Origin of the sequence: Bradyrhizobium sp. USDA 241, from assembly GCF_049739505.1 — a bacterium.
GTDB classification, from domain to species: Bacteria; Pseudomonadota; Alphaproteobacteria; order Rhizobiales; family Xanthobacteraceae; genus Bradyrhizobium; species Bradyrhizobium liaoningense.
Genome location: NZ_JBMGPZ010000003.1, coordinates 26,837 through 51,933, shown reverse-complemented (window position 1 = coordinate 51,933; position 25,097 = coordinate 26,837). Strand labels below are relative to the sequence as shown.

The following is a 25,097-nucleotide window of genomic DNA, read 5'->3' as shown; positions in this document are numbered from 1 at the left end:
AGTTGGGACAAGTGGGGATCACCACTGAGAGCCAGGGGATTCCTGACATCACGACATTTGCGAATGCTTCAAATATGTACGCTAGCCCAGGACGACCAAATAGAGAGCCTAACACCATCCGGTGCAGGCCTACCCCCGATTCATCGAATGCCATTCCCGGCGGATGGAGCTATGGCTGATTTTGGGTGACGCGGCCTGATCAGGCGGCGTGGCTTTCAGTGTTCGGAATGACTTCGATTCCGTCGATGAACTTTACACCGGCGATGACTTTCGGCAACTGGTTCGTGCTCTTCAATCGCCGCCAGGTCTTCGATGCGGCGTCGATGAGCTTGAACACCATCAGCTTCGCAGTTTGTTGCGACAGCGATCCCTTGGTCCGCACCGTTCGGTGGCGCACCGTGGCGAAGACGCTCTCGATCGGGTTCGAGCTGCGTAGGTGGATCCAGTGCTCAGCAGGGAAGTCGAAGAAGGCGAGCAGCGCATGGCGATCCTTGATCAGGCACTCCACCGCACGTCCGTATTTGACGTGGTATTTCTCGACGAAGACGTCGATCGCGGTTTCAGCTTCGGCCCGGTGTGGGGCCAGATAGATGTTCCGCAGGTCGTTCTTCATGGTGCCCTGCACGGATTTGGCGACCTTGTCGAGTACGTTGCTCACTTTATGGCACCAGCATCGTTGGTGCCGCGTGCCGGGAAAGGCCTCGTCCAGTGCCTTCCAGAAGCCGAGGGCGCCGTCGCCGATGGCGAGTTGCGGGGCAATCCGTAACCCGTGTTGCCGCAGGTCGATCAGGAGTTCGCGCCAGCTCTGCGCGCTCTCGCGCACGCCGACCTGGAAGCCGATCAGCTCCTTCTTGCCTTCCGGCGTGGTGCCAATCAGCACCAGCATGCATTCGCTGTGATCTTCCATGCGGGCCTGCAGGTACACGCCATCGGCCCAGATGTAGACATAGCGACGCGCCGACAGATCGCGTCTCTGCCAGCGTTCGTACTCGACCTGCCAATCGGCCTTCAGGCCGGCGATCACCGAAGGCGACAGGTTCGGCGCATCCTTGCCGAGCAGCGCCGAGAGCGCCTCCTGGAAGTCGCCGGTCGAGATGCCGCGCAAATAGAGGACCGGGATCAAGGCATCCAGGCTCTTCGTCCGCCGCGCCCATAGCGGCAGGATTGCCGAACTGAAGCGGAGGCGGTCGCCTGGCCCGCTCGCTCCGCGGTCGCGGACCTTGGGACGAGCGACCTCCACCGGACCGATGCCGGTCGCAATCTCGCGCACCGGACCGTGCCCATGTCGGACCAGGCGCGCTCGACCGTCGGGCAGCGTCAGATTGGCCGTGCTGGCCAGAAACGCGCCAACCTCGATCTCGATCGCCCTGGCAAGCAGGTCCCGCGCGCCGGCACGAACGATATCGGTCAGTGGATCATCAACCGCGGACGGCTGACGGAAAGCAAGAACATTGGTAGTCTCGGTCATGGCGTATCGCTCTCCTCGAGAGGTTCTGGCAGGCTCGTCACCCGCCTCGATACGCCGCCTTCCTCACACCGTCATCACCCAGATTCCGCCATAGCTCCGGCGGATGACGGGCTCCGTACAATGAGAACCGCAAAGTAGAATAACGAGCTTGCCGACAGCCAGCTAAGCAGATCCGCAGCTTTCCGGTTGGCAGATGATGCGCTCCGCACACAGCAAGAACAAAACGTCACCCCACCCGAATTGAAGGAATGTTATGATTCAGAAACAACGAACTAAGTTGGCTTCGGACCTCGGACTTCGCTACGGCGCCATCGCTCTTGGCCTGGCAATGACAACGGTCATGCTCGCGCCAGCCAACGCGCTTGATCAAGCGCCGACCGCAGAGGAGAAAGAGGCCTGTATGGAAGACGTGTTACGCCTTTGTAGTAGTCACATACCAGATCGCTTTGCTATCACTGTCTGCCTCAGATCCAAGCAAGATCGCCTCAGTCAGCAATGCCGATACGTGATCTCCGGGCGGGACATCGGCAATCAGAGCAGCAGATCGAAGTGAAGGTGCTACGACTTGTCCGTCCGGCTCCTTACCAGAAGTCGTCCCAGCTCACGTGCAGCACATCGCACGAAGGTTAACCGGCGGCCCCCGCCACGGCGGCGCCGGAAGCCAAAAGCCTTGTGACCCTCCTAATATCGCCGGCAAGCAGGCTCGAGACGACGCTATTGTTCTGGTATCAAGCGACTGCAGTCCTCTGACCAGCCGCCGGCGTCCTATCTAGGGCACCATCGAATGGAGAGGGCTTGACCCTCACGTAGCGTCAGGTTGTAGCGTCGCCACAGATGCTCACGTTTCATCTGTCGTCCGCCTGTTGGACAAGTGCGGCATAGCGAGTGCGAATAGACAGGCAGCTGCAACAAGGCACTCGGCTGCAAAGACGTCTGGCTGAACGGTCGGAGCTCAGATTGGACAAGGGACGTGCACAGTTCGATGGAACCGCTCAAGTCGATCATCGCGAAAGTTGCCACGGGCGCCATACTGACGCGCGAGGAGGCTGCGTCAGCGTTCGACAGCATGATGTCGGGTGACGCAACTCCCTCGCAGATCGGTGGCTTGTTGATTGGGATGAGAGTCCGCGGCGAAACAGTCGAAGAAGTCACCGGCGCCGCGTCCGCAATGCGGAATTTAATGCCCAAGGTGGAAATGCAATGCGACCCCATCGATATCACTGGTGCGAGCGACGGGGCGATGCGTCCGCTCAACGTATCGACGTGCGCTTCCTTCATCGTCGCCGGGGCCGGCGTTCCTGTCGCCAAGTATGTTAACCGCGCTGCGACTTTGCGTTCAAGCACCGCAGACGTGTTGGCGAGTCTAGGCGTAAAGGTCGATCTCAAGCCTGATGCGATCGCACGTTGTGTGCACGAAGCCGGCATTGGCTTCATGTTTGCGTCAGCCGGCTATCCTGCGATGCAGCGCATCAGCCAGATCCGAAGCGTGCTTGGAACCCACACAATGTTCAATCTGATCGAGGCTTTGTCTAATCCGGCCGGCGTCAAGCGGCAGATCCTTGGAGTTTTCGCTCGCAAATGGGTGCAGCCATTGGCGTACGTCTTGAAGAACCTGGGTGCCGATTCGGTATGGGTTGTTCATGGCTCGGACGGGCTCGATGAAATATCCCTCGCCGGGACAAGCTTTGTTGCTGCGGTCGAGGCCGGTACAGTCCGCACGTTCGAAGTGACGCCGGAAGAAGCCGGGCTCCCCCGCTACCGCGCCGATGCGCTGGAGAGCTGTGATTGCGAGTCTCATGCCATTGCGTTAGAGAAAGTGCTCGACGGCCTCCCAGGCCCTTTTCGTGATGCCGCACTTTTGAACGCGGCGGCGGCACTGGTGGTGGCCGGTCGTGCCTCGAACCTACAGCAAGGCGTGGCACTTGGCCAAGAATCACTTGATCACGGCGCTGCAGCCGCCCGGCTGACTCGCTTGATTGCGGTTTCAAACGCCTAAAGCTGAGCTGGCTGAGGCTCGACTAATGCGATCAAGAGTGCAGCTTACGTGCGCAAGAATATTGCAGCTGCAAATGCGCGCCACTTCTGCGGAATTTGAGTGAGCGCCGCTGACGAAACAACTCGCGCTGAGCAGGTGTCCGACAGCCACCCCTTTGCCGACTAGAGGCTGTTCTCGGCCCGGTTGCTGAGGTGAGGACCCGCGGCGCAACGTGCGTTACGCGCCAAAGGAGACAATGGATGATGCCCTGGCAGAGGATGGAAACACTGGGAACGATCGCAACAATAGAACACATCATCCGGAAGTTTCGGGAATTGATCGATACAGATAGCTCCATCCCGCCAGAGCTGCGGCGTGCGCTGCACGATACCCTGGATGAGCATCTTTTCGAGGCAAAACGACGTGTTCTGCTGAGAGCGCATTAGGTGCGCCGTTGCCGCCTACATGCCGAGAGACTGGCAGGCCAGCGTGGCGCTTTACGCAAACGCCAAAAACACTTGCCAAGCTTGGCTTCGATATCTCGCCTTCTCAGACTGACCGCCGATGGTGATTCCCGCATACGCCCCCTGAGCAACTCCAAATTTCGCCGGAAGCGAGCGGCGACGTGAGAGCTGGCCCCGGTTGTTTGGACAGCGCCCCGCTGGATTTAAGTGGATTCCTGCCGGGTTATGCTGAACGCGGGGCTTTACGGTTTTGTCGTTGCGTCGGGAGGGCGTAGCCCGACCAGAGCGACGACAAAACCGTCGGCGACGGTCATGCGGCCATCACCATAGCTTGCGTGCCGAAGTAAGCCTCGTCGGGCGTGCGCCCGTCAAGGCTCGAGTGAGGGCGTCCCTGATTGTAGAAGGCCAGATACTTGGCAATTGACGCTCGCGCCTCGGACACGCTGTCGTAGGCGCGGAGATATACTTCTTCGTATTTGACCGTGCGCCAGAGCTGCGGATTTCACGGATCGTGAGCATCGATTTCGCGCGATCGTGAGCACTGAATTCAGACGATCGTGAGCAGCCCGCTACGGCCGATGGGAGATAGAGTCAGTGTTCTGGTTGGCCGTCAAGGGTGATGGTTTTGGCGCTGCGTTTTCGCATGCTTTCTCCGGTGAGCTGGAGGCGGTGGGCGTTGTGGACGAGGCGATCGAGAATGGCGTCGGCGACCGTGGGGTCCCCAATGGCTCCATGCCAGGTGTCCACGGGGAGCTGACTTGTGACGATGGTGGATGCGCGGCCATGGCGGTCCTCGAGGATTTCGAGCAGATCGCGGCGTTCCGCGGCGGTGAGCACCGATAGTCCCCAATCATCCAAAATCAGAAGCTGAGCGCGGCCGAGGCTTTTGAGGAGCCGGGCGTAACGTCCGTCTCCGCGCGCGAGCGCGAGCGCCTCGAACAGCCTTGGAACGCGATGATAGAGGACTGATCGGTTGTCGCGGCAGGCCTTGTGGCCGAGCGCGCAGGCTAACCAACTTTTGCCCAGGCCGGTTGCCCCGGTGACGAGCAAATTCTCGTGGCGATCGATCCAGCGACCTTCGACGAGTTTGGCGAAAACGGCGCGGTCGATGCCCCGCGGGGTGCGCAGATCGACGTCCTCGACGCAAGCAGTCTGGCGCAGTGCGGCGATCTTGAGGCGCGTGGTGAGCCGCCTGGTGTCGCGTTCGGCGGCTTCGCGGTCGACCAACAGGCCGATGCGATCTTCGAACGGCAGGGCTTCGAGATCGGGCGATCGGCGCTGCTCCTCGAAGGCCTTGGCCATTCCGGTCAGGCCAAGCTCGATCAGCCGTTCGTGGGTTGGGTGGTTAAGCATGCCGGGTCTCTCCTTGCTTCAGTGGAAGTAGTCGCGTCCGCGGATGTTGCCGTGGCGCAGGGGCTGGTGCTCGAAAGATTCGTCGAAGAACGTGCGATCGAGGCCGTTCTGGAGGATCGATCTAATCGAGGCGACGGAGCGCGCCTTGATGAGGATGCCCCTCCGGCAGGCTGCGTCGAGGCGTTCGGCGCCGTAGCTTTTGACGAGCGCCAGAATGCCAAGGCAGGTTCGAAAGCCTTGTTCTGGATGGGGGCGGGCGTCGATCACGGCCTGGAAAAACGCTGCTGTCGAAGGACCGATCCGCTCGCCGGCGGCGATCACCGCGGCGGGGGTCCATTTGCCGTAGCGGCGATGGGCGCTGGGCATGTGGTCGGCGATGGTGGTGTGTCCGCGTCGGTTGGGCGCGCGGGCATGGCTGGCGATCCGCTGGCCCTTGTGGAAGATCTCGACCGTCCGATCGTCGATACGGGCATCGACCAGCTCGCCAATCAGACGATACGGCGCGGAGTACCAATGGCCGTCGACCTCGACATGATAATCGGGAGCGAGGCGGCAGCGCTTCCAGCGTGCGAAGGCATAAGGCTGATCTGGCAGCGGGGTTAGCTTGGGTTTGTCGAGTTCGGCAAACAGTTCGGCGCGGCTTGAGCCGAAGCCACGCATTTGACGAGCATTGAGTTCGTCGACGAGTGTCTTGATGGCGGCGTTGAGCTCGGCCCGGGAAAAGAAGCGCTGATTGCGCAGCCGGGCCAGAATCCAGCGCTGGGCGATTTGCACCGCGACCTCGACCTTCGCCTTGTCTTTTGGGCGCCGCGGCCGTGCGGCGAGAATGGCCGTGCCGTAATGGCTCGCCATCTCGGCATAAGTGCGATTGAGGCCGGGATCGTAGCGGTCGGGGTTGCTGACGGCGGCTTTGAGGTTGTCGCAGACCACGAACGTCGGCGTTCCGCTCAAAAACGTGAACAAGTTGACGTGGGCCCGGATCCAGTCGGCCAAGCTCTCGCTGGGGCAGGCCTCGGCGTAGGTGTAGTTCGAAGCGCCCATCGCCGCGACGAACAGCTTCATCGGCTGCACTTCCCCGGTCAGGGGATCGACGATGTCGATGGTGTCGCCGGCGAAATCCACGAACACCTTCTCGCCGCCCAGATGAATCTGCCGCATCGAAGGTCGGACCCGCCCCTTCCAGGCCTCGTAGGTAGTGCAGAACCACGTGTACCCGAAACCGTCGGGATTAACGGCGCGATACTCCTCCCAGAGCAGGCGACGGGTTACGCCGCGCCGGCGGAGCTCTTTATCGATGTAGCTCCAGTCGGGCACCGGCCGCTGCGGGCTCTGAGACGCTGGTCGTGGGGCCGGGAAAAGCAAAAGCTCCAGGTCTTCATCGGTCATTCCCTCCGGAAGCGGCCAGCTCAACCCAGCAGAGCGGGCGCGGCTCAGGTAGCTGTGCACAACGCCGTTGCTGACGCCCACGCTCCGCGCGATGGCCCGCTCTGGCAGGCCTTGAAAATGTTTTAACCGAAGGACTTCCTTGATCCGGCGCATCGACAATCTCTGGGTAGGCATTGGACTTCCTCGTTAACCACGAGGTCATCCCTAAGCCGGTTGAGTTGTCGGCCGAAGCGCTGCAAGGCTCCGAAAGCCTTGCTCACGATCCCGCGAAATCGTTGCTCACGATCGTCTGAAATCTCTGCTCACGATCCCCTGAAATCCGCGCTCACGATCCCGCGAAACGCGCAGCCAGAGCCGCTCGACAAACACGTTGTCGCGCCAGGCGCCCTTGCCGTCCATGCTGATGGCGATCTTCGCGTCCAGCAGCACATCGGTGAACTCGAGGCTGGTGAACTGGCTGCCCTGATCCGTGTTGAAAATCTCGGGCCTGCCGTGCTTCGCCAACGCCTCCTGGACCGCTTCGACGCAGAAGGCCGCCTCCATTGTGATCGAGACGCGATGGGCCAGGACCCGTCGGCTGAACACATCGACGACCGCCGCGAGATAGACGAAGCCACGCCGCATCGGAATGTAGGTGATGTCCATTGCCCACGCATGGTCGGGCCGCTCGATCTTCAATCCGCGCAACAGGTACGGGTAGATCTTGTGACCCGGAGCCGGCTTGCTCGTGTTCGGGCGACGATAGACCGCCTCGATCCCCATGCGCTTCATCAGCGTCGCGATGTGGCGGCGACCGGCGTATACGCCCTCCCGCCGCAGCAACGATCGCAGCATACGCGCTCCCGCGAAGGGATAATCGAGATGCAGCTCATCGAGCCGACGCATCAAGGCAAGGTCCTCGGCCGAAACTGGCCGAGGTTCATAGTAGACCGTGCTGCGAGCCAGCTTCAGGACCTTCGCCTGGCGCACGATAGAAAGATCATGATCGCGGTCGATCATCGCTTTGCGCTCAGCAGGCCCGCCTTGGTGAGCGCGCCGGACAAAAAATCGTTTTCCAACGCCAGCTCGCCGATCTTGGCATGTAACGCCTTCAAATCGACCGGCGTCTCGGCCGATGTCTTGTCATGCCCAAACACGCCGGCGGCGCCTTCCAGGAGCTGGTTTTTCCAGATCGTGATCTGGTTCGGATGAACATCAAACAGTTGCGCCAGCTCCGCCAGTGTCTTGTCGCCTTTGACCGCAGCCAAAGCAACCTTCGCCTTGAATGCCGGAGAATGCGTCCGGCGGCTCTTCTTCGTCATCTTCGCTCCTGATTCGCAGCAAGAATCCTCGCCGCTGTCAGGCAGAAAATCCACTCAAGCTACTGTCCGAATTTGCGGGGCCAGCTCTCTATTGCACTGTCATCCAATTCGGAGCAGCACCATCCGGTCCCAGGATAGAATCGCGAAGACACAGGTGCCACCATCACATGCGCTTCAACGCGATCGGCGGCTATGATCGGCCGGACAATTGTAAAACCCGTGGACCGCGGCAGACTTTCGCTCCTGCCGATCCCGCAACCGAAGGCCACAGGATAGGATGAGCACGACTGGCTCCGAAGGAAGTGCCTATTCGGAAAACCGACTAGACGACCACGACGGTAATATGATCGCCCGCCCAAGGCCAAGTCGCTTTTCGACAAAACGCGGATCCTGCGATACGAGCGAGACTTGCAAGCAGGCGCCAGACAGCCGGTATGGCTTGCCTCGGGGCTGAGCAGCATTCGGCCATGCGCATCTCCGCTCGTTCCGTCTTGCCATTCAGGGAAAAAATCGGGCCATTCGGGCCGGCTGGCACGAGTCTCCGTTGCGGATTGACCGATAGCGGTACGACGACCCCACCTCGTTTAGGTGGACGGGATGAGCGAGACTCGCGCGTGGATTTGACAACGCGAGGGACGCTCGTTCCATGCATCAAGACAGACATCAAGACGGGCATGATGCCGCCTCCTATCAGCGGATCGAGGTGATCACAGGGGAGAGGCGACGGCGCAGTTGGAGCGATGCGGAGAAGGCGCGGATCGTGGCCGAGAGTGCCGATCCGGAGACGAGCATTTCCGAGGTGGCTCGACGCAACGGGGTGAACCGGGGACTGCTCAGTGTGTGGCGGCGCCAGGCGCGGCTCGCGTCGAGCGAAGCGCCGCAGTTCGTGCAAGTCAGGCTCCAGGCCGCCGTCGAGGCGCAGCCGAACGCGATCGATAAGGCGCATGTTCTGACGGATCCGGCCGAGCGGATCGAGGTGATGATCGCGGGCGCGACGGTGCGCGTGCCCGTCGGCGTCGACGCCGCGACGCTGGAGCGCGTGCTGGCGGCGGTGAGATCGACGCGATGATCTCTTTCGGTCCAATGGTCCGTGTGTTCGTCGCGACGCAGCCGATTGACTTTCGTAAAGGCGTTCATGGCCTTGTCGCGCTGGTAGCGGAGGGATTAGGCGGCAAGCCCTACAGCGGTGACGTTTATGTCTTCCGATCGAAGCGATCGGATCGTTTGAAGCTACTGGTTTTTGACGGCTCGGGAATGGTTCTAGCGACGAAGTGGCTGGAGAATGGGGGCTTTGCCTGGCCACCTGTTCGCGAGGGTACGATGCCGGTGACGGGGGCGCAACTGGCGATGCTGATTGAAGGTCTTGCGGAGTGGTCGCGTGTGGTCCCGAAGGTGACGAAGCGGCCGACGAAGGTTGCCTGAAGCGTCTTGTTTTGCTGGCGATTGCGAGTGCGTTCGTGTAGCTCTGCGATATGGCGCTTCGCCCCGAAGATCTCCCCTCTGACCCTGCGGCTCTTGCCGAGATGGTGCTGGCTTTCGAAGGCGAGAACGATGATCTGCGCGCAGAGATCGCCACGTTGAAGAGCCTGATCTTCGGCGCACGATCGGAGCGCGCGGCGATCGTCTGCGCCGAACAGATCGCGTTTGATCTGGAACGGACCGCCGGCTCACAGCTCCCGGCCAATGACGACAAACCGGACGCGCCGCGGCCGGAGCGGCGCAAAGCGAAGCGCAACATCGGCGCGCTGCCGGCGCATCTGCCTCGGGTCGAGCGGGTGATCGAGCCGGCGTCCACGCTGTGCCCGTGCTGCACGGGTCAGATGCATCGGATCGGCGAGGAGAGCAGCGAAGCGCTCGATCGGGTTCCCGCGTGGCTGCGCGTGCTCCGCACGATCCGTCCAAAATACGCCTGCCGCTCCTGTGAGGGCCCGATTGTCCAGGCCCCGGCACCGGCGCGGCTCGTCGAGGGCGGCATGGCAACGACGGCGCTGATCGCGCATATCGCCGCGGCCAAATATGCCTGGCAATCGACGCTCTATCGCCAGACGCAGATCCTGGCGGGTCAGGGTGTCGTCGTCGACCGTCAGACGCTGGCGCGCTGGATGGGGAGCGCGGCGTGGCTGGTCAGGGGCCTCTACGATCTGCAACTGAAGACTATGCACGGCTTCGAGCGGCTGTTCTGCGACGAGACGCCGATGCCAGTGCTCGATCCGGGACGCGGCCGCACGAGGATCTGCCAGTTCTGGGCGCACGCGACGGACGATCGGGCGTGGAAGGGGCCGGCGCCGCCGGCGGTCGCCTACGTGTTCGCAGGTGGTCGCGGCAAAAAGGAGATCGTGGCGCAGTTAGCCGGCTTCGAAGGCGTGCTGCAAGTCGACGGCTATGCCGCCTACGCCTCGCTGGCGGGCGATGCGATGATGTCGGGCCAGATCCAGCTGGCGTATTGTCTCGTTCACGCGCGCCGCAACTTCGTGAGGGTGCACAAGACGACGAACTCACCCTTCGCCGCGGAGGTCATCGAGCGCATTGCGGCCGTCTACGCGATCGAGGAGAGGATCCGCGGTCTCGATGCTGGGGAACGCCGCGCGACGCGACAGGCCGAGACGAAGCCGCTGATGGAGGCGTTGAGGGCCCGTCTGATCGCGGTGAAGGACGGGATCTCCCGCCGCTCGACGCTCATCAAGGCGATCGACTACATGCTCGAACGCTGGCAGGGCCTGACGACGTTCCTGGATGACGGGCGGCTCGAGCCGGACACCAACACGGTCGAACGATCGATCAGGCCAATTGCGATCGGAAAAACCCCGTGGGTCGGTCAAAATCCCCCGGGTATGGTCACTTGAAACTCCCCCACCTGATGATCGCCGTCAGCGCCGCTGAACAGCAGTAGCCGGTCAGGCAGGACGTTTATGTTCGACCCCTTTAGCCAGCAAGGGGCCGGGGAGTTGAACGTCTTGAAGCGACATCTGCAAAGCACCGTACTTACATTACTTGATCGCAACACCAGCCAGCGCGAGATTCACCGGCTGACGGGTGTCGATCGCAAGACGATCCGGCGTTATCAGGCGCTGCGGGCCGGTGCGGAGGCAAATTCCCCCGGGGAAGTGACCACCGGCTCGGTGAGCGCGGACGGCCAAATTCCTCCACCCCGACCACCGGCTTTTGGGACATCGGAAGCGACGGTCACCAGCAGCCTGGCCCGTTCGGCTTGCGAAGCGCATCGGACGTGGATCGAAGAACAGGTCCGGCTGAAGCGGAACGCGCAGGCGATTTACCAGGACCTGGTTGATCAATTTGGCTTTCCGTCCAGCTACCAGAGTGTCAAGCGGTTTGTGCGCCGGTTGCGGCACGCTGATCCTGAGCAGTTTGATCGTCTTGAGTTCCTCCCCGGCGAGGAAGCTCAGGTCGACTATGGCGAGGGCGCGCCGACGGTTGATCCGAAGAGCGGGCGGTACCGTCGTCCCCGCCTGTTCGTGATGACGCTACGCTACTCGCGGCGCAGCTTCCGGCGGGTAGTCTGGAAGTCCAGCCAACAAGTCTGGGCGCAGCTCCACGAAGAGGCGTTCCGGTATTTTGGCGGGGTCCCCAGCTATGTCGTGCTCGACAACCTGAAGGAAGGCGTCCTCAAGCCGGATTTGTACGAGCCCCAGCTCAACCCGATTTACAGCGCGATGCTGGCTCATTACGCCGTGGTCGCCGATCCCGCGCGCGTGGCCGATCCAAATCGGAAAGGATGCGTCGAGAATGCGATTCAACATACCCAGGGCACTGCGCTGGCCGGACGGCGCTTCGAGACGCTGGAGGCGCAAAACGAGTTCTTGAGGCACTGGGAGGAGAACTGGGCTTCCAAACGCATCCACGGCAGCACGCGCCGTCAGGTCGAGGCGATGTTCCAGGAAGAGAAGCCGCACCTGCGGCCGCTGCCTGTCGCTCCCTTCCGCATCTTCACCGAAGTCGTCCGGACTGTCTGCGACGACACCGCCGTACGCGTCGACAACAGCTATTACGCCGCGCGGCCCGCGCCGATCGGCAGCCAGGTCGTCGTGCGCATCTACACCACCACGATCGAGATCCGTGATCGCCACACCCGTGCGCTGCTGCGTGTTCATTCCCGGATGGCGCACCCCGGTTCTGTCGTCCTGCCGACCAGCGAACGGCCGTTCAACCCGTCGCGGCAAACCGCCGTGCTGCTGGCGAGCGCCGAGCGCATCGGACCGCAGACCAGGGCCTTGTGCCAGCAGGTGTTCGACACCGAAGGGCGCCCCGGACAGCGCGCGATGTGGGGCATTGTCGGGCTGGGCCGGAAGTATCCGGCGCGGCTGGTCGAGCAGGCCTGCGCGCACGCCATCGACAACCGCATCTACCGCTACAAGCACGTGCGTGCGACCGTCGAGCGGTTGTTCGAACAGGCGATCGAGCAGGTTGGAGTGACGCCACAGCCGGCATCGCCGCTCACCCAGGATCATCCGCTGATCCGTACCCCCGCGGAATACGGCGACCTCTTCAGCCGCGCTGTGCGGCGCGACGCCGACGACAATGGTCGGCAGGCCGAGGCTCACGACGATCACGCCACGGCAATCCGCGCTCGTGTCGCCTGCGCAACCCCGGCCAACTCCGGCGCCACGAGCGCTCCCGCTGCACCTTCTCACCTTAAACTGGAGACCTAGCCACATGATGACCATGCCGGAAATTGAGCGTTGCCTACGACAGCTGCGCCTGTCGGGTGTCCGCGACACGCTGCAGACGCGCGTGCTCCAGGCGCAGGGCGCCAACCAGCCCTTCCTCGAGACCTTCTCCCTTATCCTGCAGGATGAACTGGACCGTCGTCAGTCCCGTCTTATCGAGCGGCGATACCAGCAATCCGGGCTCGACGAAAAGCTGACGCTCGCCGAGTTCGACTGGTCCTTCAATCCCAAACTGCCACGTCAGACCTGCTTCCAGCTCCACACCCTGGCGTTCATTGCCGCTGGCGAGAACGCTCTGCTTGTTGGCAAACCTGGCACCGGGAAGTCGCACATCGCCAAGGCGATTGCCTATCAGGCGATCCTGCAAAGCCACAAGGTCCAGTATCTTGAGACCGACGACTTCTTCCACCGCTACGCCCTGAACTCTCCGGCACAACGCGAGGTCCGGCTGCGAACCATCATCGACTGCGATCTCCTCGTGCTGGACGATCTATTCCTCGCACGCGCCATCCCCGACGACGCCGGCACTTTGCTGCAGACCCTGATCCATCAGCGTTACAAACTGCGCCGCAGCGTCATCGTCACCTCCAATCGCGTCGTGCAGGATTGGGGGGCATACCTTGGGGACAACACTATGAGCACGACGATCCTCGATCGCCTTATGCATCATTGCCATCTGCTTGAGTTCGACGGACGCAGCTATCGGCTCAAAGAAGCCGCTGAAGCTCTTGCCCGGGAAACAAACTCAAACTAACAGTCCCTTGTCCTGCCTCGCGGGTGGAGGAATTTGACTGACCACACCCGGAGGAATTTGAAGTGACCCGCGGGGAAAAAGAACTCGTTGTTCAGTGGTGACGAAGGCGGGGGCGAGACCTGGGCGATACTCGCTTCGCTTCTTAACACAGCGAAATTGAATGGCCTCGACCCCGAGGCGTATCTCGTCGACGTTCTCGATCGCATGGTGAGCGGCGCCACGAAGACCAACCAGCTTCACGAACTTCTGGCCTGGAACTGGAAGGCCGCACGCGAAGCCGAAAAGCGGGCCGTGGCATGACGAAGCCGAAGCAAGGGCGGGGAACGCGAAAAGCACGCAAGACGACGATGGCGGACTATGCCATGTCGTTCGAACGGCTCGGGCAATGGATCAGCAAGCGCGCCAGGTCGCCGACGCTTCGGCATCCGCGGGCGACGTCGCTCTCCATGCTCGATGGCGCGGTGGCCGCGGTCGTCGCCGGGCCGGTCTCGATGGCGTCCGAGGAATGGGTGTGCCCGCTCCTCGGCGTAGATCCCGACGCCTTCAATCACGACACCGAGGAGTTCTCGGCAATCGCCGCCACGCTGATGCGCCACAACGCTATCAGCGAGACGCTGTCGACGAGACCGGAGAGCTTCGAGCCGCTGTTCGTGCGATCACCGGACGGCGAAGTCGACCCGCAGCCCTGGTGCATGGGCTTCTACGCCGTCATGAAGCTTCGGCTTCTCGTCTGGTCGCGGCTTCTCCCCCCGAATGGAACCGAACACCTTATGCTGCGGCCGATCTTGGTCCATTGCATCGACGACGCCGGTCGACCCTTGCTACCCCCGGCCCGGCGCACGCTGGGAACGCAGCCCATCATCCAAAACGCCTGGCGCAACATTCCAGCAACCGTCGAGGCCCTCCGGCAGTTCTGGATGCCTATACGCTTCAAGCGCGGTGCGTAGGCCGTCCGCACCAAGTCCGTGGCTCCGTGGGCCTCTCGTACCGTTTACGATTGACCTGATCCAGCGGGGCCTCCCTCCACGCGCTGCGGCGAACGGGAGATAGATCCCCTTCGCTCATGCAGCTGCGGCTGGGACGTGGGTCTGGCAGCTGGCCGGGCAAACCCTATCGCACGCACCGCAGCCGATGCAGGCGCCCTGATCGTTCAGAACCATAATCTTTTTTTCGACTTCATCGTCCGCGTCATTGTCAAGGTTGACGAGTTCGCCCTCCTCGTTGATGCCTTTCAAAGTCATGACATCTTGACCGCACACCTTGAAACAGCGGCCACAGCCGATGCACTTCTTGGCATCGATCGAGGCTAGGTATTGTGGCATCCAGTCGCGGCCGTCTCGCGTTGCAAATGACATGCATTGCCCTTCAAGTATTTTCCAGCTCTTTTAGCTCGCGACTCTTGCGCTCCAGTTCGACATAGACATCGTACGCCTTCTGCGCCACCGCCATAATCGACGTCCAGTTGATGGGCAATTCTTCCGAAAGGTCGTGCAGATCCATCTTGGCCTGTATCGCCTTGGCGGACACTTTCTTTAGTTCGGCCTTCAGTATTTCACTGATCGCCCATGAGTGAGTATCCTCAATAGTTAGCCACGTCTGGAAATTTCCGAATCAGGCCAATTCCCTCGCTGACATATCTATCCCCCTCTTGAGCCAGCTTGACGCAATTATCGAATCCGAAGCGATGCACGTCGCGCAGCTGCTTGTTTACGGCGACCAACCGCCCTGCGATGAGCACTATGCGCCCGAAGCCTTCATGATGCAGCTTCAGGATCGGCTGAACCATAATGCCGGTCTCCCTCTCTACTGACAGGCCGACCGCATTGAAGAACAACTCAAGCCGCCATAGTGTATTGGGATCGGGATCACCGATGATCGGCAATGCGCGTCGTCTCTCCCTGTTCAGGATATAGGGTTCGAGCAGATCAAGGTCGCTCTTCCCTTCCCAGGCTTCATTGGTATCCTGGGCGCGCCAAAGCTTGACTAACTCGATTAGAAATGGTGCGTCGACGACGCTGCCCTGCTGCGCTATTTTTGCGGTCATATCATCTCATTCGTCGAACTCAAACGATCGCGGTTGGTCCTTTGCAAGGACCTTGCGCAGCCAGGGAGGTGGCGTGCCCTTCAGCACCGACTCGAGCTTTTCCAGCAACACGTGAATGCTTTCCGGTTTGCTCACCTTGATAGGATGAATTTTGCTGGCCACCACTCGCGCAGCCGCGGCACCACCAATGGCCGCGACGTATAGGATGGCGCAATCCTTGATCGCCTGGATCTTTGGCGCCAACTTGTCACCACTGCCGTCCTCCTCAAGATCGCCCTCAAACTCGATAGCTTTAAGAAAGACATGCCCGCTGGGCGCGACATCGTAGATTGCAATATTCTTTGCCCAGCCAAAATGAGCATCGACGCGTCTCAGATCCTGAGTGGCAAAAGCGACCTTCATGCAATTGACCTTTCAGGCGCGCCAGTGGAGCGGCGATGCCCCACGTGTTGTGGCAGTCCGGGCGTGGTCCGCCACCTATCGGGTGTAGGTCGGTCGTTCTCGTCGCGATGCGCGATCACGAGATTGGCGATTTGGAAGATCACATTGCGGGTACCACGATAGCCGACGGATACTTGGTGGCCCGCGCCAAGCCGATCGAATATCGGAAAACCTACGCGATAGAACGGCACTTTCAGCCGCCCCGCCGCTTGCCTTCCATGCGAATGCGTGATCAGCAGATCGCAATGCTTTTCTTTTGCAAATCCTTCCAGATCTTCGAGGTCACCAATGAGAACCTCCTTGGTCCTGATTCGCTCGATCACCTCAGACTGAGTGGTCGTCACGGCGACGGTCACCTGCGCGCCCATATCGTGCAGCATGCCGGATAAATCGAACAGAAGGTCTGGCTCGGCACCGATCGCGACTTTGCGGCCGCCAATATGGAAGTGCGCGTCCAACATAGCATCGGCGAGCTGACTGCGCTGGCGTCGATATTTCGAGGGTATCGGGCGCCCGCTAATCTCGCTCAAAAACATCATGAAATCGTCGTTTGGATGAAGACCACACAGTCGCTCGAACACACGAAAAGGCACCCCGGTTTTAGTCTGCATGACCTCAGCCGCGCGCTGCATCTGCGCACCGATTGCAATGGTCCACCCTGCGCGCCCCATGCTCGCGATCTCGTCGACGTCAATGCCGCCGATGGTCGTTGACGTAAACTCATCGGGGATATGCCCGTCGAGCGATCCCGCCAAGTCAGGGAGAAAGGAGGGGTACAATCCGAAATCCTCCAGCAAGGCACGGAGTTCATCAAGGTCGCCGGGCGTCAGGTGACACCCCGGTAGAACATTTACCTTCGAGGGATCCCGCAGGCCATTGGCACTTGGCCGGTCCACCAGCACCTCCACCATGCGTCCAACTGCCTTCTCCCACCCATCCTGGAACGCGCCCTTGAAATCAGGCGTTGATACATATACGAGCGGCAACTTTGTGAGTTGCGGATACGCACTCCGGATTAGTTTGAGGTACGCTTCCACATCGTCGCCGTTGGTCTCGGTGACACCGGTCGAGCAGATTCCGATGATCTTCGGCTTAGCGCGCTTGGAGATGTTAAGTATCGCCTGCTCCAAATTTTCATATCCGCCGAGTACGGTCGCGACCTCGCTCATCGCGGTGGTCTGCAGCGGTATTGCTTCTTTGAAGTGCCGGACAAAGAGCGTGAGACCGAAGGATGTGCACCCCTGTGAGCCGTGCAGAAGCGGCATCGCACCGCGCAGCCCCATGAAGGCGTATGCGCCGCCGATCGGCTGGCTCATCTTCAGCGGGTTGACAACGCAGGCTTTTGTCGGCGCCGTGACCAGGGCCATGGCGACTCCCTACTCTGCGGCCTGTCGCATATCAGATGGCTCGGACATCAACATACCTTCGATGCGTCCTTGACAGCAGCCACCGGCCGCATTGGTATGCTCTCGGACCGCTGCGACGCTCCTCAAGCCGTGCACGGAGATTGCGTCCTCAATCGTGCCCAGATCAACCCTGTTACACACGCAGATATTCCTCGCGCGGCGCGCTGTTTCGGCGAGGACCGGATCGCCGGCGATCGCGGCCATGGACGATTGCATCTGCTCCCGCGCTTTGGCCAAAGCCTCCCATGGCGCTGGCCGACGTAGCTGCTCCCACATCGGGCTTGAGAGCGAATTATCGATCTCCTCCACCAGCTTGACTATTCCGGCATAGCCCATATAGGCGTGGCAACGCTCCTGGTTGATATCGACCCATGGCACCGCCGCCTTCAGCGCGACAAATTGCGACTTGCCGCCCGATAGCATGATGTCCGCTTCTGCGTCCTTCAACATCTTGTACATTTCGCGCGCAGTCATGTCGTCGATCATGTGGGCATCCTGCCCCATGAGCTCCTTGATGCGCTCCTTGTCTTCCATGGTCGATTTCTTCACACTGGTTCCGACTAATTCCAGCCCGGCTTCCTGGAGCGCCGAGACGACCGACCATGACTTGACACCGCCGGTCATTAACAAGGCCCTTTTGCCTTCGAGTCGCGGCTTGTACGGCTGGATGGCAGCCCACGCCCGCGCTTCCTCGCGCGCGATCACCGCTTCGGTGCGCCCGAGCAGATCTGCCGGGGCGCCGCGCTCAACCAATAAGCGGGCGATCTGGCGTAGCGATTCGCTTGAATCCTGAATACCGTAGAACGACCCCTCGAAGAATGGGATCCCGTAACGTTGCTCCATCTTGCGTGCCACGTTGATCATGGATTTTGAGCACACCAACATTGCCGCCCGCGCGCGATGAGATGAAGCGACTTCGCGGTATTTGCCATCGCCCGAAATGCAGCAGAGAATTCGCACTCCAAGCTCGTCTAACAATGGCTTCACCTGCCAGAGCTCTCCTGAAAGGTTGTATTCTCCGATCAGATTGATGTCGTACGGCGTGGTGTAGTCCGGTTCTCGCGTGCCGATCACGTAGTCGAGCAAGGCTTCGCCCGCGAGCTTGTTACCGAGGTTTTTCGAACCGGCGAAGCCCGGAGAATTGATCGGGATCACCGGTTTTGAGAATCTTCGCGACGCTGCCTTGCAGACTGCATTGATGTCATCGCCGATCATCGCCGGGATGCAGGTTTGATAGACGAAGATTGCGGGCGGATCGCACTTGTCGATGATCTCCTTGATCGCTTTGCACAGCCGCTTCTCGCCTCCGAATACAATATCGGTTTCGCTCAAATCGGTTGTGAAAGCGGTGCGCCACAAATCCGAGCCGGACGACGCCGCGCCGCGATTGTCCCAGGAATTACCTTCGCACGCGATCGGGCCATGTACCAAGTGAGCGACATCGGTGAACGGCTGCAGCGCAACCTTCGCGCCGTCGAAAGCACAGCCACCCGCAGCGCTACCCGGCTGCAACTGTCTGGTACAGCCGTTCCTGCGTTCCGCCTCAGACTTACTGCCATTCTTGGCGCAGCCCGGCTCGTCGAAGATATCCTGGACCGTGGCCGCCAGTGAACTCATCCTGCTTCCTCTCAGGGCAACAAATTGTAAACTCAACCGTTATGTGCTCGTGCCATCGTCCAGTCCTGGACGATGGCACGTGTAGTTGCTCATCAACGAATGATGTCGAAGCTGTAGTCGGTTTTGCCAAGAATGTTGGTCTTGTTGTCGATCTCGTCGAAGATCTTGTCCAGGATCTTGACCAGCACATTCAGACCGCCCTGATAGCCCCATATGGGGGAGCGGTGATGGTGATGCCGGTCGAAAATCGGAAAGCCGATGCGGATCAGTGGCGTTGCGGTATCACGCTCCAGATACTTCCCATAGGTGTTGCCAATCAGAAAATCGACCGGCTCGGTGAACAAGAGTGAACGCATGTGCCAGAGATCCCGCCCCGGATAGACTTGGCAGCCCTGTCCAAATGGCGAGCTTGCAAGCAGCGCCTGCATTTTCTCCTGCCACGCTTTGTTGCCATTGGTGGACAGCACATGGGTCGGTTCGGCGCCGAGTTCGAGCAGAAACGCAGCCAATCCATAGCAAAGATCCGGATCGCCATAGATCGCGAACTTTTTGCCATGAACATGAGCGCTTGAGTCGGCAATGGCATCAACCAAGCGGCCACGTTCTCGCGCGAGTTGCTCCGGAATCTCCTTGCCGCTGATGCGTGACAGCGCGACGATAAAGTCATCCGTTGCTGATAAGCCTACCGGGTAGTTGAAGGATAGAACGTCCTGGCCATGCTCTGCCGCAAATGACAGCGTTTTTTCCGTGCACCATTGCTGCATGGAGATGGTCGCCTTGGCGTGAATCGCGTTCGCCGCATCCTTCAGCGTCGTACCACCGTCATACATCCGGAATTCGCCGTCTGTCGGAGTGTCGAACACTTCAGAATTGTCGGCGAGAACTGTGTGCTGGACGCCCATCAATTCCAAGATGCGCTTAATCTCGCGAAGGTTCCCGACGGTATATCCATCGAACCCGCCAATGATGTTGATCGCTCCACTCGGTTTGCGCTCCAGCTTCGGCGCTGTTCCGGCCTTGCCGTCCCAAAAATGCTCCAGAATGCCTTTGAGGGCATTGTCGTAGCCGGTGACGTGACTGCCAACGAATGCGGGCGTGTGGGCGAACGGCACGTCGAAGTCTGCCGGAACCGAGCCCTTTTCTTTCGACGTCTTGATGAAGGCGTTCAGGTCATCGCCGATCACTTCGGCCATGCAGGTTGTGGAAACCGCAATCATCTTGGGCTTGTACATCTTGTAGCTGTTCGCGAGCCCGTCGGTCATGTTGCTCAGACCGCCGAATACGGCAGCATCTTCCGTCATTGATGAAGAGACACAGGAGCTAGGCTCCTTGAAGTGCCGCGACAAATGACTGCGGTAATAGGCCACACAGCCTTGGCTGCCGTGGACGAAGGGCAGCGTGCGCTCAAAGCCGACAGAGGCGAATACGGCGCCAAGCGGCTGACACGCCTTCGCCGGATTTACCGCCAGCGCCTCCCGCGCGAAGTTTTTTTCGCGATATTCGGCCGTTTTGGTCCATTCCTTGATACGTTCGACCTCGGCAGGATCGCGCGGATTCTCGAATATCTTCTTCTTCGCCAGCATTTGCTGGTATTCTGGACCGCGGAACAGTTCGACATGATCGAGCACGTGTTCGGCACTCTGCGGCATCGGTGAAATCCTTCACTATCAGATTGGAATCGCCCGGGCTTTCCCGGAGAGCGAGACGAGTTGCGTTATTCTGCAGCCTGGAGCTTGGCGCTCGGCGCTTCCTTCCAGGGAGCTTTCGTTCTTTTCCAAATTGGCGAGTTGACGGCCATGTCCATGTCGCGCGCGAAGATCGCAAAGCCGTCATAACCGTGATATGGACCCGAATAGTCCCACGAATGCATCTGCCGGAACGGCACACTCATCTTTTGGAAAACGTACTTTTCCTTGATGCCTGAGCCGACAAGATCAGGCTGGAGTTTTTCGACGAAGCGCTCGAACTCATAGCCATTGACGTCATCATAGATGAGGGTGCTGTCTTTCACGTAGTGCTGAGCTGTGCGCTGATAGTCGTCGTTGTGACCGAACTCGTAGCCAGTGCCAATGACGTCCATCCCGAGGTCCTCGTACGCGCCAATCACATGACGCGGACGAAGGCCGCCGACGTACAGCATCACCGTCTTGCCCTCGAGGCGCGGGCGATATTTTGCAATCACGGCGTCCACCAGCGGCTGATACTTCTCGATCACTCGCTCGGCGCCTTCCTTGATCTTGTCGTCAAAATAACCCGCAATCCTGCGCAGTGAGTCCGCGATCTTTGAAGGTCCGAAGAAGTTGTACTCGCACCAAGGGATGCCGAACTTCTCTTCCATGTGGCGTGAGATATAGTTCATGGAACGGTAGCAATGCAGAATGTTGAGCTTTGCCTTCGGCGTTGCTTCGAGCTCGGCCAGTGAACCGTCGCCGGACCACTGCGCGATTACCCGCAGTCCCATCTCTTCAAGCAGAATTCGCGATGACCAAGCATCGCCGCCGATATTGTAGTCTCCGATGATCGCAACATCGTATGGTGTCGGCTCGAACTTTGGTTTGCCCTCGGCCTCGATATGCCCGAAAATCCAATCGCGTACCGCATCGTTTGCAATGTGATGGCCTAGTGACTGCGACACACCCCGAAAGCCCTCACAACGGACCGGCACGATGGTCTTGCCTCCATATTCTTTGGATTTCGCCCTTGACACCGCCTCGATATCGTCACCGATCAACCCTACCGGGCACTCTGATTGTATCGTAATGCCGTTGTTGAGTGGAAACAGCTCTTGGATTTCATCAAGGATTTTGTCCAGTTTCTTGTCGCCGCCAAATACGATATCCTTTTCCTGGAAGTCGGAGGTGAACTGCAGAGTCACGAAGCTATCGATGCCCGTGGTGCCAACGTAATAGTTGCGCCGCGAGCCCCATGAATATTGGCCGCAGCCAACCGGGCCATGGCTGATATGAACCATGTCCTTGATTGGTCCCCAGACCACCCCCTTCGACCCTGCATAGGCGCACCCTCTTATCGTCATCACGCCGGGTATGGATTTGATGTTGGACTTCACCCCGCAGTCCGACTTACCTGCTTGGTGCACGTTGAGGTGCTTGGCACGCCTTTTCGCGGTTTTCTCCGGATAGACCTTCAGCACCTCCTCGATCAGCTCTTTGTTGCGAGCCCTGATTTCTGCGACGCTGTTGGTCGTGGCGAGACTCATCTGGTGTCCTTTAAAAGGTTAGCTGTTGGGAGGGCGGCTTCTTGATCCAAGACTTTGCAACCGGCATGCCAGGGTCTCATGAGCACTAAAACTAGAACAACAACAGTTTCTTAGCGCGACTTGTACGGTGACGGGCTGTTGTTGCGAATCCGACATCTCGCCTTTGCGAGGGACTCTTGGTTTGGCGGTGTTCGAAATGGAACAAGGCGGCCGCGCGTGAAATTCACGGCCCCCGCGGGTCACTTCAAATTCCTCCGGGTGTGGTCAGTCAAATTCCTCCACCCGCGAGGCAGGACAAGGGACTGTTAGTTTGAGTTTGTTTCCCGGGCAAGAGCTTCAGCGGCTTCTTTGAGCCGATAGCTGCGTCCGTCGAACTCAAGCAGATGGCAATGATGCATAAGGCGATCGAGGATCGTCGTGCTCATAGTGTTGTCCCCAAGGTATGCCCCCCAATCCTGCACGACGCGATTGGAGGTGACGATGACGCTGCGGCGCAGTTTGTAACGCTGATGGATCAGGGTCTGCAGCAAAGTGCCGGCGTCGTCGGGGATGGCGCGTGCGAGGAATAGATCGTCCAGCACGAGGAGATCGCAGTCGATGATGGTTCGCAGCCGGACCTCGCGTTGTGCCGGAGAGTTCAGGGCGTAGCGGTGGAAGAAGTCGTCGGTCTCAAGATACTGGACCTTGTGGCTTTGCAGGATCGCCTGATAGGCAATAGAGCTGGCCCCGGTTGTTTGGACAGCGCCCCGCTGGATTTAAGTGGATTCCTGCCGGGTTATGCTGAACGCGGGGCTTTACGGTTTTGTCGTTGCGTCGGGAGGGCGTAGCCCGACCAGAGCGACGACAAAACCGTCGGCGACGGTCATGCGGCCATCACCATAGCTTGCGTGCCGAAGTAAGCCTCGTCGGGCGTGCGCCCGTCAAGGCTCGAGTGAGGGCGTCCCTGATTGTAGAAGGCCAGATACTTGGCAATTGACGCTCGCGCCTCGGACACGCTGTCGTAGGCGCGGAGATATACTTCTTCGTATTTGACCGTGCGCCAGAGCCGCTCGACAAACACGTTGTCGCGCCAGGCGCCCTTGCCGTCCATGCTGATGGCGATCTTCGCGTCCAGCAGCACATCGGTGAACTCGAGGCTGGTGAACTGGCTGCCCTGATCCGTGTTGAAAATCTCGGGCCTGCCGTGCTTCGCCAACGCCTCCTGGACCGCTTCGACGCAGAAGGCCGCCTCCATTGTGATCGAGACGCGATGGGCCAGGACCCGTCGGCTGAACACATCGACGACCGCCGCGAGATAGACGAAGCCACGCCGCATCGGAATGTAGGTGATGTCCATTGCCCACGCATGGTCGGGCCGCTCGATCTTCAATCCGCGCAACAGGTACGGGTAGATCTTGTGACCCGGAGCCGGCTTGCTCGTGTTCGGGCGACGATAGACCGCCTCGATCCCCATGCGCTTCATCAGCGTCGCGATGTGGCGGCGACCGGCGTATACGCCCTCCCGCCGCAGCAACGATCGCAGCATACGCGCTCCCGCGAAGGGATAATCGAGATGCAGCTCATCGAGCCGACGCATCAAGGCAAGGTCCTCGGCCGAAACTGGCCGAGGTTCATAGTAGACCGTGCTGCGAGCCAGCTTCAGGACCTTCGCCTGGCGCACGATAGAAAGATCATGATCGCGGTCGATCATCGCTTTGCGCTCAGCAGGCCCGCCTTGGTGAGCGCGCCGGACAAAAAATCGTTTTCCAACGCCAGCTCGCCGATCTTGGCATGTAACGCCTTCAAATCGACCGGCGTCTCGGCCGATGTCTTGTCATGCCCAAACACGCCGGCGGCGCCTTCCAGGAGCTGGTTTTTCCAGATCGTGATCTGGTTCGGATGAACATCAAACAGTTGCGCCAGCTCCGCCAGTGTCTTGTCGCCTTTGACCGCAGCCAAAGCAACCTTCGCCTTGAATGCCGGAGAATGCGTCCGGCGGCTCTTCTTCGTCATCTTCGCTCCTGATTCGCAGCAAGAATCCTCGCCGCTGTCAGGCAGAAAATCCACTCAAGCTACTGTCCGAATTTGCGGGGCCAGCTCTCTATGAGCTGCATGTTGCAGGAAGCTTGAAAGTGGCAACGGCGACGGTCGAGCGGATGGCGAAGCTCTGGCAGGTCGAGAAGACCATACGCGGTCAAAGCCCCGACGTAGGCGTTGCCGCGCGCCAGCAAGCCTCCACAGCGGTCGTCGCAGATCTCTTCGATCTCTGGCAGCAGACATTGCGGCGGATTTCCGGAAAATCAAAACTGGCTGAGGCAATCCGCTATGCCGTCTCGCGCCGTGCCATCTTCGAACGCTTCCAGACTGATGGTTCGCATCGAGCTCGACTCCAACATCGTTGAACGCGCCATCTGACCACAAACAATTACGAGAAAGAATAGCCTCTTTGCCGGTAGCGACGGCGGCGGACGAACCTGGGCGAACCATCGCAACACTGCTGCAGACAGCAAAGATGAATAACGTCGATCCGTGCGCCTGGCTCAGCCTAACGCCTCAGCGTATCGCCAACGGCTGGCCGAGCGGCGAAATCGACGCGCTTATGCCATGGAACCACGCCGCCTGACGGCCGCAGCTTGCCGCTTACCCTTCGACCGAGTACGTGGCAACGAAGAGTGGCAGGCGCTCCGAACGCGTAAGCGCTGGCGGTGCCCATGCCAAGGCAATGGGGGCCAAGCTGGTCTTTGCGAAGCTTGACCGGTTCAACCTCAAACCGGGCTTGCTTCGGTCACCGCTGGCAACCGGCGACCCGGGGTTTTGCAGCGACATTCGTCAGCTTATCGACAGGTAGGCCTGCTAAGGGCAGAACGCTGCCACGTTGACGGCCCTCCGGGACTTATCTGGTCAACGAAATGGCAGGAAGCCTCGCAGCAGTATCGATCCATTTGCGCGTTTGGGCTCGTGTGAACAATGATCATGACACCCGGCCTGCTTCGCGACCTTGAGGAGC

Annotated in this window: 21 protein-coding genes and 4 pseudogenes; 10 read left to right on the top strand and 15 right to left on the bottom strand. The window is 60.1% G+C overall.

Annotation, left to right across the window (positions count from 1 at the left end; all coding sequences use genetic code 11):
• Positions 1-199: 199 nt before the first annotated feature.
• Positions 200-1,468 carry an IS256 family transposase gene (locus ABIF91_RS09570; protein WP_424579109.1) on the bottom strand — a complete coding sequence of 423 codons (1,269 nt, stop codon included), beginning with the start codon at positions 1,466-1,468 and terminating at the stop codon, positions 200-202.
• Between the two features lie 982 nt (positions 1,469-2,450).
• On the opposite strand from ABIF91_RS09570, the gene trpD reads away from it, so the two are divergent.
• Together trpD and ABIF91_RS09560 are read left to right on the top strand one after the other, a co-directional pair.
• Positions 2,451-3,464, top strand: a complete 1,014-nt coding sequence (trpD, locus tag ABIF91_RS09565) for an anthranilate phosphoribosyltransferase (protein WP_014497800.1) — start codon at positions 2,451-2,453, stop codon at positions 3,462-3,464.
• 239 nt (positions 3,465-3,703) lie between these two features.
• Positions 3,704-3,889 carry a hypothetical protein gene (locus ABIF91_RS09560; protein ID WP_014497801.1) on the top strand — a complete coding sequence of 62 codons (186 nt, stop codon included), beginning with the start codon at positions 3,704-3,706 and terminating at the stop codon, positions 3,887-3,889.
• Between the two features lie 328 nt (positions 3,890-4,217).
• Here ABIF91_RS09560 and ABIF91_RS09555 read toward each other — a convergent pair.
• The 4 genes and pseudogenes from ABIF91_RS09555 to ABIF91_RS09540 form a co-directional block, all read right to left on the bottom strand.
• Positions 4,218-4,403, bottom strand: a pseudogene (locus tag ABIF91_RS09555) (integrase core domain-containing protein); the annotation flags it as partial.
• A gap of 95 nt (positions 4,404-4,498) precedes the next feature.
• Positions 4,499-5,260, bottom strand: coding sequence for an IS21-like element ISFK1 family helper ATPase IstB (gene istB, locus ABIF91_RS09550; RefSeq protein ID WP_011090937.1), 762 nt, complete (start codon positions 5,258-5,260; stop codon positions 4,499-4,501).
• A gap of 18 nt (positions 5,261-5,278) precedes the next feature.
• Positions 5,279-6,820 (bottom strand): IS21-like element ISFK1 family transposase, encoded by a 1,542-nt coding sequence (gene istA, locus ABIF91_RS09545; protein ID WP_304495197.1) that lies wholly within the window; start codon positions 6,818-6,820, stop codon positions 5,279-5,281.
• Positions 6,821-6,985: 165 nt separating this feature from the next.
• Positions 6,986-7,947, bottom strand: a pseudogene (locus tag ABIF91_RS09540) (IS3-like element ISRj2 family transposase); the annotation flags it as partial.
• 646 nt (positions 7,948-8,593) lie between these two features.
• Here ABIF91_RS09540 and tnpA point away from each other — a divergent pair.
• From tnpA to ABIF91_RS09505, 7 genes and pseudogenes are all read left to right on the top strand, one after another.
• Positions 8,594-9,016 carry an IS66-like element accessory protein TnpA gene (gene tnpA / locus ABIF91_RS09535; RefSeq protein WP_424578819.1) on the top strand — a complete coding sequence of 141 codons (423 nt, stop codon included), beginning with the start codon at positions 8,594-8,596 and terminating at the stop codon, positions 9,014-9,016.
• Positions 9,013-9,369, top strand: coding sequence for an IS66 family insertion sequence element accessory protein TnpB (gene tnpB, locus ABIF91_RS09530; RefSeq protein WP_018273742.1), 357 nt, complete (start codon positions 9,013-9,015; stop codon positions 9,367-9,369). The genes tnpA and tnpB overlap by 4 nt, the downstream gene beginning before the upstream one ends.
• A gap of 50 nt (positions 9,370-9,419) precedes the next feature.
• Positions 9,420-10,790, top strand: coding sequence for an IS66 family transposase (gene tnpC, locus ABIF91_RS09525; RefSeq protein WP_424579106.1), 1,371 nt, complete (start codon positions 9,420-9,422; stop codon positions 10,788-10,790).
• 66 nt (positions 10,791-10,856) lie between these two features.
• Positions 10,857-12,614: an IS21-like element IS1631 family transposase gene (gene istA / locus ABIF91_RS09520; RefSeq protein ID WP_424579105.1), complete on the top strand. Its 1,758-nt coding sequence runs from the start codon at positions 10,857-10,859 to the stop codon at positions 12,612-12,614.
• 4 nt (positions 12,615-12,618) lie between these two features.
• Positions 12,619-13,386 carry an IS21-like element IS1631 family helper ATPase IstB gene (istB, locus tag ABIF91_RS09515; protein WP_038952109.1) on the top strand — a complete coding sequence of 256 codons (768 nt, stop codon included), beginning with the start codon at positions 12,619-12,621 and terminating at the stop codon, positions 13,384-13,386.
• Positions 13,387-13,461: 75 nt separating this feature from the next.
• A pseudogene (locus ABIF91_RS09510) lies at positions 13,462-13,686 on the top strand (transposase domain-containing protein); the annotation flags it as partial.
• Positions 13,683-14,333: a UPF0149 family protein gene (locus ABIF91_RS09505; RefSeq protein WP_063712394.1), complete on the top strand. Its 651-nt coding sequence runs from the start codon at positions 13,683-13,685 to the stop codon at positions 14,331-14,333. The pseudogene ABIF91_RS09510 and the gene ABIF91_RS09505, both read left to right, overlap by 4 nt.
• 114 nt (positions 14,334-14,447) lie before the next feature.
• Here ABIF91_RS09505 and fdxB read toward each other — a convergent pair whose 3' ends face one another.
• The 10 genes from fdxB to ABIF91_RS09455 form a co-directional block, all read right to left on the bottom strand.
• Positions 14,448-14,741: a ferredoxin III, nif-specific gene (gene fdxB / locus ABIF91_RS09500; protein WP_011084559.1), complete on the bottom strand. Its 294-nt coding sequence runs from the start codon at positions 14,739-14,741 to the stop codon at positions 14,448-14,450.
• Positions 14,742-14,751: 10 nt separating this feature from the next.
• Positions 14,752-14,946, bottom strand: coding sequence for a CCE_0567 family metalloprotein (locus tag ABIF91_RS09495; protein ID WP_026312876.1), 195 nt, complete (start codon positions 14,944-14,946; stop codon positions 14,752-14,754).
• 19 nt (positions 14,947-14,965) lie between these two features.
• Complete coding sequence (locus ABIF91_RS09490) at positions 14,966-15,430, bottom strand: NifX-associated nitrogen fixation protein (protein ID WP_050995284.1); 465 nt, start codon at positions 15,428-15,430, stop codon at positions 14,966-14,968.
• Positions 15,431-15,436: 6 nt separating this feature from the next.
• On the bottom strand, positions 15,437-15,832 hold the full coding sequence (gene nifX / locus ABIF91_RS09485; RefSeq protein WP_011084556.1) for a nitrogen fixation protein NifX: 396 nt from the start codon (positions 15,830-15,832) through the stop codon (positions 15,437-15,439).
• Positions 15,829-17,238, bottom strand: a complete 1,410-nt coding sequence (gene nifN, locus ABIF91_RS09480; RefSeq protein ID WP_028181779.1) for a nitrogenase iron-molybdenum cofactor biosynthesis protein NifN — start codon at positions 17,236-17,238, stop codon at positions 15,829-15,831. The genes nifX and nifN overlap by 4 nt, the downstream gene beginning before the upstream one ends.
• 9 nt (positions 17,239-17,247) lie before the next feature.
• Complete coding sequence (gene nifE / locus ABIF91_RS09475) at positions 17,248-18,894, bottom strand: nitrogenase iron-molybdenum cofactor biosynthesis protein NifE (protein WP_028181780.1); 1,647 nt, start codon at positions 18,892-18,894, stop codon at positions 17,248-17,250.
• A 92-nt stretch (positions 18,895-18,986) separates the two neighbouring features.
• Positions 18,987-20,543: a nitrogenase molybdenum-iron protein subunit beta gene (nifK, locus tag ABIF91_RS09470; RefSeq protein ID WP_424579104.1), complete on the bottom strand. Its 1,557-nt coding sequence runs from the start codon at positions 20,541-20,543 to the stop codon at positions 18,987-18,989.
• A gap of 65 nt (positions 20,544-20,608) precedes the next feature.
• A complete protein-coding gene (gene nifD / locus ABIF91_RS09465; protein ID WP_011084552.1) occupies positions 20,609-22,111 on the bottom strand; it encodes a nitrogenase molybdenum-iron protein alpha chain in 1,503 nt (500 codons plus the stop codon).
• Positions 22,112-22,416: 305 nt separating this feature from the next.
• Positions 22,417-22,866 (bottom strand): ATP-binding protein, encoded by a 450-nt coding sequence (locus ABIF91_RS09460; RefSeq protein WP_424579112.1) that lies wholly within the window; start codon positions 22,864-22,866, stop codon positions 22,417-22,419.
• 107 nt (positions 22,867-22,973) lie between these two features.
• A protein-coding gene (locus ABIF91_RS09455) for an IS3-like element ISRj2 family transposase (protein ID WP_129557670.1) occupies positions 22,974-24,103 on the bottom strand; the annotation gives its coding sequence in 2 pieces (ribosomal slippage) (positions 22,974-23,851 and positions 23,851-24,103; 1,131 coding nt in all).
• Between the two features lie 89 nt (positions 24,104-24,192).
• Between ABIF91_RS09455 and ABIF91_RS09450 the strand changes: the two are divergent.
• Positions 24,193-24,713, top strand: a pseudogene (locus ABIF91_RS09450) (IS66 family transposase); the annotation flags it as partial.
• Positions 24,714-25,097: the final 384 nt, after the last annotated feature.